The organism is Acidiphilium sp. C61, assembly GCF_905116885.1.
GTDB lineage: Bacteria > Pseudomonadota > Alphaproteobacteria > Acetobacterales > Acetobacteraceae > Acidiphilium.
Genome location: NZ_CAJHNI010000005.1, coordinates 2,568,097 through 2,585,616 on the forward strand (window position 1 = coordinate 2,568,097; position 17,520 = coordinate 2,585,616).

The 17,520-nt window shown below is 69.9% G+C and carries 17 protein-coding genes; 3 read left to right on the forward strand and 14 right to left on the reverse strand.

Annotated features, from left to right (window positions below; all coding sequences use genetic code 11):
* Window positions 1-30: 30 nt before the first annotated feature.
* The gene (gene ssb / locus HUW10_RS14880; protein ID WP_174504203.1) at window positions 31-525 is read left to right on the forward strand and encodes a single-stranded DNA-binding protein; all 495 of its coding nucleotides are present in this window, start codon (window positions 31-33) and stop codon (window positions 523-525) included.
* A gap of 38 nt (window positions 526-563) precedes the next feature.
* Here the strand turns inward: ssb and HUW10_RS14885 are convergent, their stop codons facing one another.
* The 12 genes from HUW10_RS14885 to HUW10_RS14940 all read right to left on the reverse strand — a co-directional run bounded on the left by HUW10_RS14885 (window position 564) and on the right by HUW10_RS14940 (window position 13,513).
* Window positions 564-1,337 (reverse strand): ABC transporter ATP-binding protein, encoded by a 774-nt coding sequence (locus tag HUW10_RS14885; protein WP_174504204.1) that lies wholly within the window; start codon window positions 1,335-1,337, stop codon window positions 564-566.
* Window positions 1,334-2,098, reverse strand: a complete 765-nt coding sequence (locus tag HUW10_RS14890; RefSeq protein WP_174504205.1) for an ABC transporter permease — start codon at window positions 2,096-2,098, stop codon at window positions 1,334-1,336. The genes HUW10_RS14885 and HUW10_RS14890 overlap by 4 nt, the downstream gene beginning before the upstream one ends.
* Window positions 2,095-3,126, reverse strand: a complete 1,032-nt coding sequence (locus tag HUW10_RS14895; RefSeq protein ID WP_236656419.1) for an ABC transporter substrate-binding protein — start codon at window positions 3,124-3,126, stop codon at window positions 2,095-2,097. Before HUW10_RS14895 ends, HUW10_RS14890 begins: the two co-directional genes overlap by 4 nt.
* A 303-nt stretch (window positions 3,127-3,429) precedes the next feature.
* Window positions 3,430-3,876, reverse strand: coding sequence for an Rrf2 family transcriptional regulator (locus HUW10_RS14900; RefSeq protein ID WP_174504207.1), 447 nt, complete (start codon window positions 3,874-3,876; stop codon window positions 3,430-3,432).
* A 31-nt stretch (window positions 3,877-3,907) separates the two neighbouring features.
* Window positions 3,908-4,918: a 2Fe-2S iron-sulfur cluster binding domain-containing protein gene (locus HUW10_RS14905; protein WP_174504208.1), complete on the reverse strand. Its 1,011-nt coding sequence runs from the start codon at window positions 4,916-4,918 to the stop codon at window positions 3,908-3,910.
* 203 nt (window positions 4,919-5,121) lie between these two features.
* Entirely contained in the window at window positions 5,122-6,795 is a 1,674-nt protein-coding gene (gene hcp / locus HUW10_RS14910; RefSeq protein WP_174504209.1) for a hydroxylamine reductase, read from the reverse strand.
* 153 nt (window positions 6,796-6,948) lie between these two features.
* Window positions 6,949-8,055, reverse strand: coding sequence for an ABC transporter permease (locus HUW10_RS14915; protein WP_174504210.1), 1,107 nt, complete (start codon window positions 8,053-8,055; stop codon window positions 6,949-6,951).
* A gap of 5 nt (window positions 8,056-8,060) precedes the next feature.
* Window positions 8,061-9,185 carry an ABC transporter permease gene (locus HUW10_RS14920; RefSeq protein ID WP_174504211.1) on the reverse strand — a complete coding sequence of 375 codons (1,125 nt, stop codon included), beginning with the start codon at window positions 9,183-9,185 and terminating at the stop codon, window positions 8,061-8,063.
* Complete coding sequence (locus HUW10_RS14925) at window positions 9,182-10,969, reverse strand: ATP-binding cassette domain-containing protein (protein ID WP_236656420.1); 1,788 nt, start codon at window positions 10,967-10,969, stop codon at window positions 9,182-9,184. Before HUW10_RS14925 ends, HUW10_RS14920 begins: the two co-directional genes overlap by 4 nt.
* Window positions 10,932-11,981: an efflux RND transporter periplasmic adaptor subunit gene (locus HUW10_RS14930; protein WP_174504212.1), complete on the reverse strand. Its 1,050-nt coding sequence runs from the start codon at window positions 11,979-11,981 to the stop codon at window positions 10,932-10,934. Before HUW10_RS14930 ends, HUW10_RS14925 begins: the two co-directional genes overlap by 38 nt.
* Before the next feature lie 251 nt (window positions 11,982-12,232).
* Window positions 12,233-12,457: a hypothetical protein gene (locus tag HUW10_RS14935; RefSeq protein WP_174504213.1), complete on the reverse strand. Its 225-nt coding sequence runs from the start codon at window positions 12,455-12,457 to the stop codon at window positions 12,233-12,235.
* 168 nt (window positions 12,458-12,625) lie between these two features.
* Window positions 12,626-13,513, reverse strand: coding sequence for a LysR family transcriptional regulator (locus HUW10_RS14940; RefSeq protein ID WP_174504906.1), 888 nt, complete (start codon window positions 13,511-13,513; stop codon window positions 12,626-12,628).
* 110 nt (window positions 13,514-13,623) lie between these two features.
* On the opposite strand from HUW10_RS14940, the gene HUW10_RS14945 reads away from it, so the two are divergent.
* Window positions 13,624-15,123: a CoA-acylating methylmalonate-semialdehyde dehydrogenase gene (locus tag HUW10_RS14945; RefSeq protein WP_174504214.1), complete on the forward strand. Its 1,500-nt coding sequence runs from the start codon at window positions 13,624-13,626 to the stop codon at window positions 15,121-15,123.
* A gap of 196 nt (window positions 15,124-15,319) precedes the next feature.
* Here the strand turns inward: HUW10_RS14945 and thpR are convergent, their stop codons facing one another.
* Window positions 15,320-15,928, reverse strand: a complete 609-nt coding sequence (thpR, locus tag HUW10_RS14950; RefSeq protein WP_236656423.1) for an RNA 2',3'-cyclic phosphodiesterase — start codon at window positions 15,926-15,928, stop codon at window positions 15,320-15,322.
* Window positions 15,929-15,983: 55 nt separating this feature from the next.
* Window positions 15,984-16,931 carry an N-acetyl-gamma-glutamyl-phosphate reductase gene (gene argC / locus HUW10_RS14955; RefSeq protein WP_174504215.1) on the reverse strand — a complete coding sequence of 316 codons (948 nt, stop codon included), beginning with the start codon at window positions 16,929-16,931 and terminating at the stop codon, window positions 15,984-15,986.
* Between the two features lie 84 nt (window positions 16,932-17,015).
* Here argC and secB point away from each other — a divergent pair, with 84 nt between their 5' ends.
* On the forward strand, window positions 17,016-17,516 hold the full coding sequence (secB, locus tag HUW10_RS14960; protein ID WP_174504216.1) for a protein-export chaperone SecB: 501 nt from the start codon (window positions 17,016-17,018) through the stop codon (window positions 17,514-17,516).
* Window positions 17,517-17,520: the final 4 nt, after the last annotated feature.

Consider the following 17,520-nt stretch of genomic DNA (forward strand, 5'->3'; position numbering starts at 1 on the left):
TGGCGCGGTCTTCGAGCGGAGGGTTGGACAATGGCGGGTAGTGTGAACAAGGTGATTCTGGTCGGCAATCTCGGGCGCGATCCCGAAACGCGGACCACGCAATCCGGCATGAAGATCGTCAATCTCGCCGTGGCGACCTCGGAATCCTGGAACGACAAGGCGAGCGGCGAGCGCCAGGAGCGCACCGAGTGGCACCGCGTCGTCATCATGAACGACCGGCTGGCGGATGTGGCGGAGCGTTATCTGCGCAAGGGCTCCAAGATCTATCTCGAAGGCAAGCTGCAGACCCGCAAATGGACCGACCAGGCGGGCCAGGAGAAATACACGACCGAGGTGATGCTCGGCCGGATCGGCGCCGAGCTGGTCCTGCTCGACCGTGCCGGCGCCGGCGGCGGCGACGACATGCCGCGCCCGGCGCCGCGCGCCCCGGCCGCGTCCCCGGCCGCGCCCGCCGCCAGCCAATCGCGCGGCGGCGGCTGGGATTCCGGCCGCGCCAGCGATCTCGACGACGAGATTCCCTTCTGAGCAGAGCATCATCCGCCCGGATGAAGCTCAGATAAAGCTCAGATCCCGGCACCACCCATGAACGTCTCTTCCAGCGCCCGGCGCAGGTCGCTCACATACCCATCGAGCCCGTTGCGGGCGCGTGGATGCGGCGTGCGGATCGCCACATCCCGCGCGATCCGCGCCGGGCTGCCGGCCAGCAGCACCACCCGCTCGGCGAGATAGGTCGCCTCGTCGAGATCATGCGTCACGAACAGGATCGTGGTGCCGGTCTCCCGCCAGATCCGCAGCAGCTCGTCCTGCAAGGCATGCCTGGTGATCGCATCAAGCGCGCTGAACGGCTCGTCCATCAGCAACAGGTCGGCCGAGACGGCGAGGGCGCGGGCAATGCCGACGCGCTGCCGCTGGCCGCCGGAAAGCTGCCCCGGCCAGCGCCCCGCCGCATCGAGCAGGCCGACGAGGTCGAGCGCCGCCTCCGCCCGCCGCCGCCGCGCCGCCGCGTCCAGCGCCAGCCCCTCCAGCCCGAACTCGACATTGCCGAGCACCCGCCGCCACGGCATCAGCCGCGCATCCTGAAACACCAGCGCCGCCGTCCTGCGGTCGGGCGCCGGGCGGGTCAGCAGCCGCACCTCGCCGCGCCGCGCCGCGGCCAGCCCCGCCACCACCCGCAACAGGGTGGACTTGCCGACGCCGGACGGCCCGACGATCGCGGTAAACCCGCCGCGCTTCAGGCTGAGATCGAGCCCTTCGAGCACGTTGCGCCCGGAGGCATCGCCCGGATGGCCGAAGGCGAGGCCGGTCAGCTCCACGATCATCTCCCCGGCACCGCTCATGCCCGCGTCCACGCCAGAAACCGCCGCGTCACCCGCTCGAACATCAGGTCGGTCATGCCGTAGAGCAGCGCGATCGTCAGCATGTAGAGCACCAGGACATTGGTCGCGAGCACCCCGGCCGCCTCGTTCATCCGCTGCCCGATCCCCGGAATCCCGAACAGCTCCGCCGCCACCACCGCCATCCAGCCCTGGCCGAGCCCCGAGCGCACGCCCGAAAGCATCCCCGGCAGCGCCGCCGGCAGGATCACCTTGCCGAGCCGGCGGGCGAACCCGCCCTGGCCGAACGCCGCGGCGAGTTCCACCAGCCCCTCATCGACCGCCTCGACCGCCGACCACGTCGCGAAATAGTTCAGCCAGAACACGCCGACGCCGATGATGAACGCCGCCGCCGCCTGGCTGGGGCCGAACCAGATCAGCGTGAAGGGAATCCACGCCAGCGGCGGAATCGGCCGCAGCAGCCGCGCGATCCAGGCTTGCACGGCGGCGAAGCGCGGCAGCAGCGCCACCGCCGCCCCGGCGACGATGCCGAGCAGGCTGCCGAGGCAGACGCCGATCAGGTAATGCCCGAGACTCTCGCCGATCGCGGTGAACCAGCTGCCATTGCGGATCTCGCCGATCAGCGCCTGCGGAATCGCACTCGGCGCCGGCACCAGGCTCGCCGGCAGCACCCCGCTGCGCACCGCCGCCTCCCAGGCGCCGATAAAAACCGCGAGCCCCGCCGCCGAGAGCAGCGCCGGCCGGCGTGGCGTGCCCGGCCTCATCCGGCCGATTTCACCGCATGCAGGTAGAACGAGGTGTCGAACATCGCCCCCACATCCGCGACCTTCCCGATATGGTCGATCTTCGCCTGATAGGTGTTGAGCTTTTCGGTCGCCGCGATGATCCGGCGCGGATCGGCGACCGGGTTGAGCGAGGGCGATTGCACCGCCTGCAGCAGCGTCGCCTCCGGGATCAGCCCCTTGCCGAGCGTCTTCGCGAGATCGGCGGCGGCGCGATGCGGATGCGCGCGCAGGAAATGCGTCGCCCGCACATGCAGATCGACCATGGTCTGCACCGCCGCCGGGTTGTCATGCGCGAGGCGGGATGTCACCGCGAGCACAGCGCCTGGCTGGCCAGGGAACATCGTATCGCCGCGCACGAGGATGCGCGCCCCCTTGTCGCGCTCCTGCACGATGGTCAGGGTCGGCTCCAGCGTCGATGCGGCGTCGAGCGATCCCGAGAGCAGCGCCTGCTGCAACGCGCTGGCGCCGAACCCCATCACCTCGACCGTATCCTGCGGCACATGCGCCACCTCGTCGAGCCAGTAGCGCAGCACCGTATCCGGCACCGAGCCGCGCGGCAGGCTGCCGATCCGCGCCTTGCGCCCGGTCGCCTTGCGGAAGGCGGCGAAGGCGGCGGCGGGGGAGGCTGCGTGCGGCCACATCCCGGCGAGCTTGCCGCGCCCGAGCAGGGCGATCTGCCCCTCGCCATTCGCCGCGACGATCCGCAGATCGACGCCATGCGCCTGGGCGACCATCGCCGGGCCGATCCCGATATAGGCGACGTCGAACCGGCCGGAGGCGAGCGCCTGCACCATTGCCGGGCCCGAGGAAAAACTGGTGCCGTGCAGCGCGAGCCCCGCCTGCCGCGCCCAGCCCTCGGCCTCGATGACAAAGAGCTGCGCCATCGGCAGGATCGGGATATAGGCGACGCGGAGCGCCGTCGTCCCTGCCGCCCGCGCCGTCCGCGCGCCCCCTGCGGCCGCCGCGAGCGCCGCGGCCCCCGCCATCATCTGGCGTCGTGATGTCAAAACTCTGTCTGTCTGCGGCATCTTGCTATCCCGGAACTGGCGAACCCGCCGCCGGCGCGGCGCGCGGGCGGGCAACGTAACAGCAGACGGTCCCGCTTCACAATCGCCGCGTCCGCGCACGGTGCCGTGCGCCTGTGTCCCGCGCATCAGCGCGTATTTTCGCGTCCCGCGCATCAGCGTTTATTTTGTATCCCGCGCTCTAGAGCATCATCCGATCAGATGGAATCATCTGATCGAATAAAGATGCTCGACTTATCAATATGCTAGAGCACTACATCCGATCCAATCGGATCGGAAAGTGCTCTAGCGCGGGGGCGGCGGAGCAATCCCCAGCCGCGCCAGCAGCCTTGCATCCCCGGGTGTGACGACATCCGCCAGCGTATAGCGGTCGAACACCGCGAGCAGTGCCGCCTGCGCCTCGTTCATCACCCCGTGCAACCCGCAACAGCCGCCGATCGCGCAGGCCCCGCCCTCCTGGCAGGTCACCAGCGCGAGGCTCGGCTCCATCGCCCGCACCACCTCGCCGAGCCCGATCCGCTCTGCCGGCCGCGCGAGCCGCATTCCGCCATTGCGGCCGCGAATGGTCTCGACCAGCCCTTTCTGGCCGAGCGCGTGCGCCACCTTGGTCAGATGGTTCTCCGAAATCCCGTAGGCGGAAGCCACTTCCGGGATCGACGCATGATCGTCCGGCCGCAACGCGAGGAAAATCAGCGCCCGCAGGCCGTAATCGGTGAACATTGTGAGATGCATTCACCACCCCTAACGCCGCCGCCGCGCCGGATCAACGAAATTGCATTTCCTCGGCGTGGATCTGCGCCGCCGGCACGCCATGACGTCGCGCCGTCGCGACCACCGCCTCGACCAGACGCGGCGGGCCGCAGACATAGACATCCGGCTTGTTCGCGGCTGTTGCGAGGAATCTGTCGAGCGCCTCGGCCGCGGTGCCGACGAACCCCGCCCAGTCGCCCTCCGGATGCCAGATCGCGGTGGTCACCGCGAGGGCGGGCAGCTGTGTGGCGAGATCGGCGATCTCCGCGGTCGCGAACAATTCCGCCTCGCGATTGGCGCCGAACATCAGGTGCGTCTCCTGCATGTCCTGGAAGTCGGCGAGATGGCGCAGCATCGAGAGCAGCGGCGCGAGGCCGCAGCCTCCGCCCACGAGGCAGCGCGGCCGCGGGCTCGTGTCGTCGAGGGTGAACCGCCCGAGCGGGCCGCGCAGCGAGAGCGCATCGCCCGGCTTCGCCCCGGCGCCGAGCCAGGTCGAGAACGCCCCGCCCGGCACGAGCCGGATCAGGAACTCCATCCGCCCGTCCCAGTTCGGCAGGTTGGCCAGCGAATAGGCGCGGCGGATCCCGGCGCCCGGAATCGCCACCTCCATGTATTGGCCCGGCACGAAATCAGCGGCCTCGCCGTATTCGGCGTCCGGCAGCAGGCGCAGGACGAGCGAAACGGCGCTCGCCCCCGCCGGCGCGATCCGCTCGATCACCGCCTCGCGCGTCGGCGCGCGGTGCCGCAGGATCGCCGACTCGGCATAAGGCAACGCCACCGTCATGTCGGAGGTCGGGCGGCACTGGCAGAGCAGCACGTCGCGGGTCATCGTCTCGCCAGGCTGCCCGCCGGCATCGTGGTCGCCGCTGGCGATTTCGGCGCGGCACAGGCCGCAACTGCCCTCATGGCACATCGAGGGCAGGAACAGCCCGGCTGCCTCGGCGGCGGCGAGCACGGTCTCGCCCGGCGGGCAGATGACGCCGAGGCGTGCCCCGTCGCGCGTGAAAAGGGTGATGTCGCTCATTGTTCGGTTCCTGGCGGTTCCTGGGGGTCGATCCCCGGTTCGGATGCGGATGCGGATGCGGGGGCCGGGGCGGCGCGTGGCCGTCCCGGCTTGTGATCGTTAGAGCACTTTCCGATCCTTCCGGATCGGATGTAGTGCTCTATCTTTTTGACAAATAGAGCATCTTTATCCGATCAGATGATTCTATCTGATCGGATGATGCTCTAGGCCGCCGCCTTCGGCGCGAGTGCGTCGGCGATGTCGGCCTCGGCCGAGGTGATCGGCCGCACCCCGAAGCGGTTGACCAGGATGTCGAGCAGCGCCGGCGTCAGGAAGCCCGGCAGCGTCGGCCCAAGCCGGACATTGCGCACCCCGAGTGCCAGCAGCGTCAGGAACACCGCCGCCGCCTTCTGCTCGAACCACGAAATCACCAGCGACAGCGGCAACTCGTTCACCCCGCAGCCAAAGGCCCCGGCCAGCGCCTGGGCGATCACCAGCGCCGAATAGGCGTCGTTGCACTGGCCGATATCGAGCAGCCGCGGCAGCCCGCCGATCGTGCCGAATTCGTGCGTGTTGAAGCGGTACTTGCCGCAGCCCAGCGTCAGCACCACCGTGTCGCACGGCGCCTGCTCGGCGAACTCGGTATAGTAGTTGCGGCCGGGGGCAGCGCCGTCGCAGCCGCCGATCAGGAAGAAATGCCGGATCGCGCCGGATTTCACCGCGCCGATCACCTGCTCCGCCGCCCCCAGCACGGCCTCGCGCCCGAAGCCGGTGGTCACCGTCCGCTCCGGCCCGGTGCGGCTGAACCCCGGCAGCGCCTTCGCCGCCTGCACCACCGGCGCGAAATCGCCATCGGCGATGTGCCGCAGCCCCGGCCAGCCCACCGGCCCGGCGGTGAAGATGCGGTTGCGATAGAGCGGCTGCGGCTCGATCAGGCAGTTCGATGTCATCACGATCGGGCCGGGGAAGGCGGCGAACTCGGCCTGCTGGTTCTGCCAGGCGGTGCCGTAATTGCCGGCGAGATGCGGATAGGCGTGCAGCTTCGGATAGCCATGCGCCGGCAGCATCTCGCCATGGGTATAGACGTTGATGCCGGTCCCCTTCGTCGCTTCCAGGATCGCGTGCAGGTCGCGCAGATCATGCCCCGACACCAGGATCGCCTTGCCCTCGACCGGCGTGATCCGCACCGGCGTCGGCACCGGCGTGCCATAGGTGCCGGTATTCGCCGCATCCAGCGCTTCCATCACGATGAAATTGACGCGCCCGAGCGCCAGCGCCTCCTCCAGCATCGCCTCGAGATCGACCGGATCGCCGGCGAGCAGGTCGAGCACCCGCGCCACCCCCTCGGCGATCGCCGTGCGGGTCTCGCCCAGCACCTCGGCATGATGGGCATAGGCGGCAACCCCCTTGAGGCCATAGAGCAGCAGGGCGCGCATGCCGATCACGTCCTCGCCCGCCGCTTCGGCGCCGGCGCGCACGCTGGCGACATGCGCCTGCGCCAGCAGCCCCACCAGCGAATCGGCGGGCACGAACGACGCCGGCCCGCCCGGCACCTCCGGCGCCTGCCCGGCCGCGCGCGCCGCCGCCGCATGGGCGTCGCGCAGCCGGTCGCGCAATTGCGCCGCCCGCGCGATCATCTCGACGAAGCGGGTCCGGTTGAAATTCACATTGGTCAGCGTGGTGAACAGCGCATACAGCACGAAACTGTCCGCCGCCTCGTCCCGCTGCCCGAACGCCTGCAACCGCGTCAGATACTGGCCGATGCCCTTGAGCTGATGGATCAGCACATCCTGAAGGTCGGCCGTCGCCTCGTCCTTGCCGCACACGCCCTTCGCCCCGCCGCAGCCGGCGGCCCCGGTCTCGGAGTGCATCGTCTGTTCGCACTGAAAGCAAAACATGAAATCCGGTTCCCTTCGCTGGTGATCCTCCCGGGCGGGGCCGTGCGGCCGGCGCCAAAAGGCTCATTTCAAATGACTGTTAAAATCCGCCCCTGCCTTGATCTGGATCACGCGGGCGCATGATCAGGTCGCCTGCATCACGCGGGCGCGCGATCAGGTCGTCCGCTTGCGAAACAGCCAGGCGGCGAGGCCAAGATTGACCGCGCCGATCGCCGCCATCGGCCAGAGCTGCCCGGCGAGCGTTGCGAATCCCGCCCCTTCGAGAAAGGTCGCCCGCACGATCACCAGCATGTAGCGCAGCGGATTGACCAGCGTGATCCGCTCGACCCAGAGCGGCATGTTGGCGATCGGCGTGGCGAAGCCCGACAGGATCACCGAGGGCACCATGAACAGGAACGCGCCGAGCAGCGCCTGCTGCTGCGTTGCCGAGACCGCCGAAATCGCCAGCCCCACGCCGGTGACGGCGGTGACGAACAGCAGCAGCCCGGCATAGAGCGCGCCGATACTCCCGCGCAGCGGCACATGAAACCAGAACACCGCGGCGAGCACGATCACGCTCGCCTCCACCATGCCGATCAGCAGCCCCGGCACGCTCTTGCCGATCAGGATGTCGAGCTCTGTCAGCGGCGTGACCAGCAGCTGGTCAAAGGTCCCCGCCTCGCGCTCGCGCGCGACCGACAGCCCGATCACCACCAGCGTCACCACCTGGGTGAGCAGCGCCACGATCCCCGGCACCACGAACCATTGCGAGCGCAGCGCCGGATTGTAGCGCGCCCGGATCACCAGATGCGCCGGCGGCCCGCGCCCGCCGCGCGCCGCCCGCCACGCATCGTCGAAGCCGGTGAGGATGGTGTTCGCATACCCCTCGATGATCAGCGCGGTATTGGAATTCCGCCCATCGACGATCACCTGCACCGGCGCCGCCCGCCCGCGCAGCAGGTCGCGGGTGAAATGCCGGCCGATCACCAGCACCATCTGCACCGCGCGGGAATCGATCAGCGCGTCGATCCGGTGATCGCTGTGCAGCGTGTCCGCCAGCGCGAAAGCGGGCGCGCCGAGAAACCGCGCCACCAGCTGCCGCGACGCCGCGCTGCCATCCTGGTCATAGATCGCGACCGGCACGCGGTTGAGATCGAAAGTCGCGGCATAGCCGAACACCATCAGCTGGATCAGCGGGGCGGCGAACAGCACCACGCGCCCCCTGCGGTCGCGCAGGATCGCCTGCAACTCCTTGATGACGAGGGCGATGATGCGCGCCATCCCGCCTAGTCCAGCCGCTTGCGCGCCAGCGCCCGCGCGAGGGCGAGAAAGATCGCCGCCAGCAGCGCGAGATACGCCGCATTGGGCAGGATGACGCTCCACACGTCGCCGGCGAGGAAAACTGATTGCAATATCGCAATGAAATACCGCGCCGCCACCACATGCGAAATCGCCTGCACGAAGCCCGGCGTGCTGTGCAGGTCGAACACGAAACCCGACAGGATGAAGGCCGGCAGGAAGGTGGTGATCAGCGCGATCTGCCCGGCGACGAACTGGTTGCGCGCCACCGTCGAGATCACCAGCCCCATGCCGAGCGTCGCCAGCATGAACAGCGCGGCGCAGAAGGTGAGCACGACGATCGAGCCGCGCAGGGGCACGCCGAACAGCAGCACCGCGATCGCGACGGAGCCGAACATCCCGCCCATGCCGAGCGCGAAATACGGCACCAGCTTGGCGATCAGGATGTCGCGCAGCGTCACCGGCGTCACCATCAGCGCCTCCATCGTCCCGCGTTCCCATTCGCGGGCGATGACGAGGGCGGTCAGCAGCGCGCCGGTCAGCGTCATGATCAGCGCGATCAGCCCGGGGATGAGATAATGCCGGCTGTTGACCGAGGGGTTGAACCGCACAAGCGGGCGGATATCGAGCGGGATCGGATCGCCCGTCCCCTGCCGCGCCGCCGTCGCCACCACCCACAAGGCCCAGACCTGCCGGACATAGCCCTCCACCAGCCGCGCGGTATTGGCGTCGACCCCGTCGATGACGATGCCGACCGGCGCGCCCCGCGCCGTGCGCGCCTGCCGGCCGAAATCGACGCGCAGCCAGACGATGCCGCTCACCTTGCCCGCCGCCATCGCCCGCTCCGCCGCCTGGCCGCTCTGATAGCGGTGCGGCGCGAAATAGCGCGAGCGGTCGAACCCGGCGACGAAGCTCGCCGCCAGCGCCCCCGGCTGCTCCACCACGATGCCGAGCGGCACCCGCCGCGCATCCAGCGTCACGCCATAGCCGAACAGCCAGAGCAGGATGGCCGGCAGCAGGAAGGCGATCGCCAGCGCAGACGGGTCGCGCATGATCTGCACTACCTCCTTGCGCATCAGCCCGCGCACCCGCCGCCGTGCCGCGCCGTTCATGCCGCCTTCCCCCCGGTCTCCGCGCCAAACTCCGCGCCGGTCGCCTTGCCGATCACGGCAATGAACGCATCCTCCATCGTCGGATCAGGCCGGCTCGCGTCCGCCGCCCCGGCGCGGATCGCATCCGGCGTGCCCTCGGCGAGAATCCGCCCCTGCGCCATGATCACCAGCCGGTCGCAATACTCGGCCTCTTCCATGAAATGGGTGGTGACCAGCACCGTCACCCCCGCCTCCGCCAGCGCGCCGATCCGCCGCCAGAACTCCCGCCGCGCCAGCGGATCGACACCCGAGGTCGGCTCGTCGAGAAACAGGATGTCCGGCGCGTGCATCAGCGCTGCGGCGAGGGCGAGGCGCTGGCGATAGCCGAGGGCGAGGTCGCGCGCGGCGGCGTCGCGCATCGCGCCGAGCCCGAATTCCGCCATCGCCCAGCCGATCCGCGCCGCCCGCCGCCCGCCGCGCAGCCCGTAGGCGCTGGCGAAGAAGGCGAGGTTCTGGCCCACGGTAAGATCGCCATAGAGCGAGAATTTCTGCGCCATGTAGCCGATCCGCCCGCGTGCTGCCGCCGCCGCGCGCCTGAGGTCGTAGCCGGCGACGTCGAGCCGCCCGGCGCTTGCCGGCAGCAGGCCGCACAACATGCGGAACGTGGTCGATTTCCCCGCCCCGTTGGCGCCGAGCAGGCCAAAGATCTCGCCTCGCCGCACCTCGAAGCTGATGGCGTCGACGGCGATGAAATCGCCGAACCGCCGCGTCAGCCGCTCCACCGCGATGACGGTCTTCGCCGCCCCGCTCGCCGGAGCCGGCAGGGCAGGGGTGGCGGGCGCGCCCGTCCGCGCCGTGCCGCGCGCGCGCAGCAGCGCATCGACGAACCCGTCCTCGAAGCGCGGCGCCGCCGCCACGAGGTCGATCCCCGGCGGCGTCTGCCAGGAGGCCGCCTCGCTCACCACCCGCACGAACCGCCCCTCGATCACGGTGTCGATCACCCCGGGCGTCGCGGCAAGGACCGCCTGCAACCGCCGCCGCCCGCCCTCCCGTGCGGCGGCGCGAAAAATCCGCCCCGCCATCGGCGCGGTGAAGCGCTCCGGCGGGCCCTGCGCCAGCAGCCGCCCCTCGTGCAGCAGCAACACATCGCGGCAGCGCGCCGCCTCGTCGAGACAGGCGGTGCTGAACAGCACCGTCACCCCCTCGCGCGCGGTCAGCCGGTCGATGATCTCCCACAATTCCCGGCGCGAGACCGGATCGACCCCCACGGTCGGCTCGTCGAGCAGCAGCAGCCGCTTCGGCTGCACCAGCGTGCAGGCGAGGCCGAGCTTCTGCTTCATCCCGCCCGAAAGCCGCCCCGCCCGCCGCGCCGTGAAGGGCGCAAGCCCGGTCATCGCCATCAGCGTGGCATAGCGCGCCTCCCGCGCCGCCGCCGCGACCCCGTGCAGATCGGCATAGAGGTCGAGATTCTCCCGGACCGTCAGCTCCTCGTACAGCCCGAAGCGCTGCGGCATGTAGCCGATTTCCCCCTGCACCGCGAGCGGATCGCGCCGCACATCGATGCCCAGCACCTCGATCCCGCCGCGATCCGGCCGCAGCAGCCCGGCGATCAGCCGCATCAGCGTGGTCTTGCCCGCCCCGTCGGCGCCGATCAGCCCGGTGATCCCGCCATGCGCCACCGCGGCGCTGACCTCCTCCACCGCGTCGACCACCCGCCCGCCGCCGCCGAACCGCCGGCAGACCCGGTCGAGGCGCAGCGCCGGCGCGTCATCGCCCGCCATCATGCCCGCCCCCGCAGCCGGCATCCCCCGTCACCGCCGCCGCCGTCCCGATCCGCACCGTCGCCGGCATGCCGAGCCGCAGCTGCCCGCGCGGATCACAGACATAGACGCGGATGCGATAGACCAGCGCCGTGCGCAGGTCCGGGCTTTCGATCGTGCGTGGCGTGAACTCGGCGCTCGGCGAGATGAACCCGACCCAGCCGCGATAGCGCGTGCCGGGAAAACTGTCGGTGCTCACGCTCGCCGCCATGCCGGGGCGCAGCCGCCCGAGCGCGGTTTCCGGCACATAGGCGCGCACCCAGAGCGGGGAGGGCAGGGCGATGGTGAACACGGGCGTTGCCGGCGAGGCCATGTCGCCGGTCTCCAGGATGCGGTCCTCGATCACGCCATCCTGCGGCGCGCGCAGTCGGGTCTCGTCGAGATTGCGCCGGGCGAGGGCGACGGCGGCGCGCGCCGCGTCAAGGGCGGCGCGGGCGGCGGCGATGTCCTCCGCCCGCGGCCCCTTCACCGCGAGGAGATAGGCCTGGCGAGACGCGGTATATTGGTCGCGCGCGCTGCGGAAGGCGGCGCGGGCATTGTCCCGGTCCTGCAGGCTCGCGGCGTGCCGGCGGCTGAGGGTGGCGAGCCGGCGATAGGCGAGCCCCGCATTCTCCGCCTGTGCGAGCAGCGCCTGCATGGTCGCCCGCGCCTGCGCGATCTCCTCCGGGCGGGAGCCGGCGAGCAGCTTCGCCAGCGCCGCCTTGCGCCCGGCGAGATCGGCCTCGGCGGCGGCGAGGGCATCCTGATACAAGGTCGCATCCAGCGTCGCGAGCAGCTCACCCCGCCGCACCGGCGCGCCCTCCTGCACCAGCAGCCGCGTCACCCGCCCGCTCACCTCGAAGGCCGGCATCGTCTCGCGCAGATCGACATTGCCATAGAGAACGAGCGCGGTGCGGCGCGGCGTCCGGTCCAGAAGGAACATCACCGCCGCGAGCGCGGCAGCCAGCAGCACCGCCGCAAGAGCAAGGCGGGCGGTTCGCGGCGGCAGTTTCGGCACCGAGCGTCTCCTTCCGGATGGCGTGTTGCACGACCGATCCTGGAAGCCGGGCCGTATCTCCGCATTGATCCCGATCAATCCGCGCGGGACCAGACACGAAGAAGGCGGGCGTGGCCTGGCCACGTCCGCCTTTCGTCATCCTCACGGCCCCGGAAGGGCCGTCATCCTCACGGCCCCGGAAGGGCCGTCATCCTCCGGCCCCGGAAGGGCCGTCATCCTCCGGCCCCGGAGGGGCCGGGATAGCCAGGGTCTCAGTTACCCGCGAACGGGGTGAAGCCCGGCGAGGTGGTCACCGGCGTCTGCGTCCCGGCCGGGGTGCCGGCGGTGGCGCTGTTGCCGAACGTCACGGTGGGGTTGTGCGAGGCTTCGGCCGCGATCGGCTGGCTGTTGGCCTGCAGCTGGCCCGCCATCGCGCTGCCCGCCGTCATCACCGTCAAACCTGCAACCGCCGCCATGATCTTCATTGTCTTCGTCATTGATCTTCTCCTTGTCGCGGAAGGCTCGTTGTCCGTTCCGTCGGTTTCCGCCGGCAGGGAGCAGCCGGCTTACGGAGTTGGAGATGGGCCTCTGTGACGCTTCGATGAACCTCCGGACTTTCAATAACATTCATGCGCGAATTGTATCGATCCGCGCCTTGCGCCGGATCAGGGCAACACCAGCTCCGCGCGCGCCGCCGCGAGCCGCGCGCCGATATGCCGCGCCACCTCGCTCACCCGCCGGGTCCGGTAGGTATCGGGATGGGCGATCAGCCAGTAGCTGCGGGTAAAGCGGATTTCCGGCAGCAGCCGGCGCAGCTCGGGAAACCCGGCGGCGGCGTAATCGTGCAGGATGCCGATCCCGTGCCCCGCCCGCACCGCCTCCATCTGCCCGACCACGCTGCCGCACTCGAAATGCCGCTCCATGATCCGCCCGAGCGTCGCCGCGTAGTCGAGCGCCGGGCTGTAGGCCAGTTCCTCGACATGGGTGACGAGCAGGTGCCCGGCGAGATCCTCCTGCCGCCGGATCGGCCCGTGCCGGTCGAGATAGGACGCGGCTGCATAGACGCTGAGCGTGTAATCCGCGAGCTTGCGCACCACGAGCCGCCCCTGCTGCGGCTGTTCCAGCGTGATCACCAGGTCCGCCTCCCGCCGCGACAGCGAGAAGGTGCGCGGCAGCGGCACCAGCTGGATCGTCAGCGCCTTGTGCAGCGCCGCCAGCGCGCCAAGCTCGCGGGCGAGGAAATAATTGCCGAGCCCGTCCGGCGCGCCGACGCGCACGACGCCCGAAACCGTCTCCGCCGTGCCCGCCAGCGCAGTGCCGACGCGCAGGAACTCCGATTCCGCCCGCTCGGCGGCGATCAGCAGCGCCTCGCCCGCCCCGGTCAGGGTGCAGCCGCCGGTATGCCGCTCGAACAGCTTCGCCCCCAGCTCCGCCTCCAGCGCCGAAAGCTGCCGCCCCACCGTCGCGTGGTTCAGCCGCAGCTGCCGCGCCGCGCCGAGAATCTGGCCCTGCCGCGCAATCGCGAGAAAAATCCTGATCCGGTCCCACTGCATCGCGCCTGACGTTATTTCACGCACATCGATGCCGCAATCCTGGGTGTTGATATGCGGAATTCAAAGCGCGAAAACACATCCCGCCATCAAACAAGACGGAGGACCATTCCATGCCGACCGAGATCCAGCATTTCATCGAGGGCCGCCTCGTGCCGGGCCAGAGCGGCCGCACCGCGCCGGTCTACAACCCCGCCACCGGCGAGGTCGCCGCCCAGGTTCCGCTCGCCTCCGAAGCCGAGATCGCGGCGGTCATCGCCTCCGCCCGCAAGGCCTTTCCCGGCTGGGCCGAAACCACGCCGCTGCGCCGCGCGCGCATCCTCAACCGCTTCCTGCACATCCTCGAAGAGCGCATCGACGATCTCGCCGCGGTGATCTCCGCCGAGCACGGCAAGGTGATCTCGGATGCGAAGGGCGAGGTGCAGCGCGGCATCGAGGTGGTCGAGTTCGCCACTGCCGCCCCGCTGCTGCTCAAGGGCGAGATCACCGAGAATGTCGGCACCAGGATCGACAGCCACTCCGTCCGCCAGCCGCTCGGCGTCGTCGCCGGCATCACGCCGTTCAACTTCCCGGCGATGGTGCCGATGTGGATGTTCCCCGTCGCCCTCGCCTGCGGCAACAGCTTCATCCTCAAGCCCTCCGAGCGCGACCCCTCGGCCGCCCTGCTGCTCGCGCAATGGCTGAAGGAAGCCGGCCTGCCGGATGGCGTGTTCAGCGTCGTGCATGGCGACAAGACCGCGGTTGACGCGCTGCTGACCCACCCGGACATCGCCGCCGTCAGCTTCGTCGGCTCGACCCCGATCGCCCGCTACATCTACGAAACCGCCGCCCGCCACGGCAAGCGCGCCCAGGCGCTGGGCGGTGCGAAGAACCACATGATCATCATGCCGGACGCCGACATGGACCAGGCGGTCGATGCCCTGATGGGTGCGGCCTATGGCTCCGCCGGCGAGCGCTGCATGGCGATCTCGGTCGCCGTACCGGTCGGTGAGAAAACCGCCAACGCGCTGGTCGAGCGCCTCGCCCCCCGCGTGCGCGACCTGCGCATCGGCCCGGGCACCGATCCCGAGGCCGAGATGGGCCCGCTCGTCACCCGCCAGCATCTCGACAAGGTGCGCGGCTATATCGACGAGGGTGTCGCCGCCGGCGCCGAGCTGGTCGTCGATGGGCGCGATTTCCGCCGCCAGGGCTACGAGAACGGCTTCTTCATCGGCGGCACGCTGTTCGACCGCGTCACCCCGGAGATGAAGATCTACCGCGAGGAAATCTTCGGCCCGGTCCTCTCGGTGGTCCGCGCCGGCAGCTTCGACGAGGCGGCGGGCATGATCAACGCCCATGAATTCGGCAACGGCACCTCGATCTTCACCCGCGACGGTGATTCGGCCCGCGAATTCGCCCACCGCATCCAGGTCGGCATGGTCGGCATCAACGTGCCGATCCCGGTGCCGATGGCGTTCCACTCCTTCGGCGGCTGGAAGGCCTCGCTGTTCGGCGACCACCACATGCACGGGCCGGAAGGCGTGCGCTTCTACACCAAGCTCAAGACGATCACGACCCGTTGGCCCACCGGCATCCGCGCCGGCGCCGAATTCGTGATGCCCACGATGAAGTAATGCAGGCTCACGCCTGACCGTGGGGCGGCCCGGATCCCCCGATCCGGGCCGTTTCCATGTCCGCCCCGCCAGGCCCGGACCCCAGAGCATTATCCGATCAGATGACCCGATCTGATCGGATAATGCCTTATCACATTGATAAACAGAGCATCTTTATCCGATCAGATGACTCCATCTGATCGGATGATGCTCTGCCCTACCGCCAGTCCCCTTCGTCCCTGCCTTCTTCCACATCCGCCTCCTCGCGCTCATCTTCGCGCCGGCCAGCCGCCGCGCCGAGCGGATACTCGACCTCCGCCGTATAGGCCGGATGATCGGCGCTGAGCTGCGAGCTGAACAGGATCATGTGCTCCACCCCGATCGGCGGCGAGCGGTAGAGATTGTGGCTCTGCACGAATTCGGCGAAGCGCGGCCCCACCGGCAGGTCCATCCGCGCCAGCGTCACGTGCGGGGCGTAGCGCCGCCGCTCCGGCGCCAGCCCGATCCGCCGCAGCGCGGTCTCGATCTTCGATTGCAGATGCAGCAAGGCCGGGTTCCGCTCGACCCCGATCCACAGCGAGCTTGCCCGGCCGCCCTTCTCGAACCAGCCGGCGCCGGCGAGGGTGAGCGGAAACCCCGGCGCGCGGATCGCGGCGAGCGCGTGGTCGATCTCCTCGGCCTGAAGCCGCCCGGTCTCGCCGATGAAGCGCAGCGTGATGTGCATGTTCTGCGCCGGCACCCAGCGCGCCCCCGGCAGGTTGAAGGCGAAGCCGGCGAGCGTCTGCCGGATCTCCCGCGGCAGGTCGAGGGCGATGAACAGTCGCATGGGAATGCCCTCCTCTCGGCGCGCATGGTGGGCGGCGCGCCGCGGCGGGTCAAGCTCAGGCGGAGGAGGCCTCCGCCGCCTGCCGCGCCGCCAGCCCGAGCATCAGGCCGATATTCTGCACCGCCGCCCCCGCGGCGCCCTTGCCGAGATTGTCGAGCCGCGCCACCAGCACCGCCTGGCTCTCCGCCTCGTTCTCGAAGACGAACAGCTCCATCAGGTCCGACCCCTCGGCCACCGCCGCCTGGACCCGCTGCTCGCAGGGTGTGCGGCGCACCACCACCTGCCCGCCGCCGTCATAGCGCTCCATCAGCGCCGAGCCGATCTCGCGCGCCGTCGGCCGGCCGGGCAGGGCGTCGAGATGCAGCGGGATCGACACCAGCATCCCCTGGCGGAAATGCCCGACCGAGGGCACGAAGATCGGCCGCCGCGCGAGCCCGGCATGGGCCGCGATCTCCGGCAGGTGCTTGTGGTTGAGCGACAGCGCATACAGCTCGAAGGCCGGCCCGCCCTGCTGCTCATGATCCGCGATCATCGCCTTGCCGCCGCCCGAATAGCCCGACACCGCATTGATCGCGACCGGATGATCCTCCGGCACCAACCCGGCATCGACCAGCGGGCGCAGCAGCGCGATGGCGCCGGTGGCATAGCAGCCGGGATTGGCGACCCGCGGGCTCGCCGCGATCGCCGCCGCCTGTCCCGGCGCGAGTTCGGCGAAGCCATAGGTCCAGCCGGGTGCGACGCGGTGCGCGGTGCTGGCGTCGAGCAGGCGCGGCGCCGCACTGCCCATGCCCTCGACCATCGAGGCCGCCTCGCGCGCCGCCTCGTCCGGCAGGCACAGCACGACGAGATTGACCGCTTCCATCATCGCCCGCCGCGCCGCCGGGTCGCGGCGCCGCGCGGGATCGAGGCTGCGCAGCTCCACCCCCGGCAGCCGGCGCAGCCGCTCCACAATCTGCAGGCCGGTGGTGCCGGCCTCGCCATCGATGAACACGCTCCTGTTCATGGTCCAACACTCCTCGTCCCGCCATGCTGGCACCAAACGCGGCCCTGTGCTAGGCGGGCCTCCAGTCAAACGGAGCCACCCCCCATGTCTGAATCGCAGATCGCGCCGCTCACCCTCAACATCCAGTACACCAAGGACCTGTCCTTCGAGGTGCCCGGTGCGCCCTCGATCTACACGCTTCTCCGCCAGGCCCCGAACGTGAACATCAATCTCGACGTCCAGGTCCAGCGCCTGCAGGACGATGCCGATGTCTTCGAGGTGACCCTGACCACCCGCGCCGAGGCGACCCATCCGGCCCCCGCCGAATCCGGCAACGGCGCCGAAGCCGGCAAGGAAATGACCGTTTTCATCGCCGACCTCGCCTATGCCGGCGTGTTCACCCTGACCGGCATCCCGGAAAACCAGATGGAGCCGGTGCTGCTGGTCGAATGCCCGCGCCTGCTCTTCCCCTTCGCCCGCAACATCCTCGCCGATGTCACGCGCGATGGCGGTTTCCCGCCGGTGATGCTCGGCCCGGTCGATTTCGTCGGCCTCTGGCAGGCCCGCCGCGCCGAGGCCGAGGGCCAGCCGGCCGCCAACGCCTGATCCG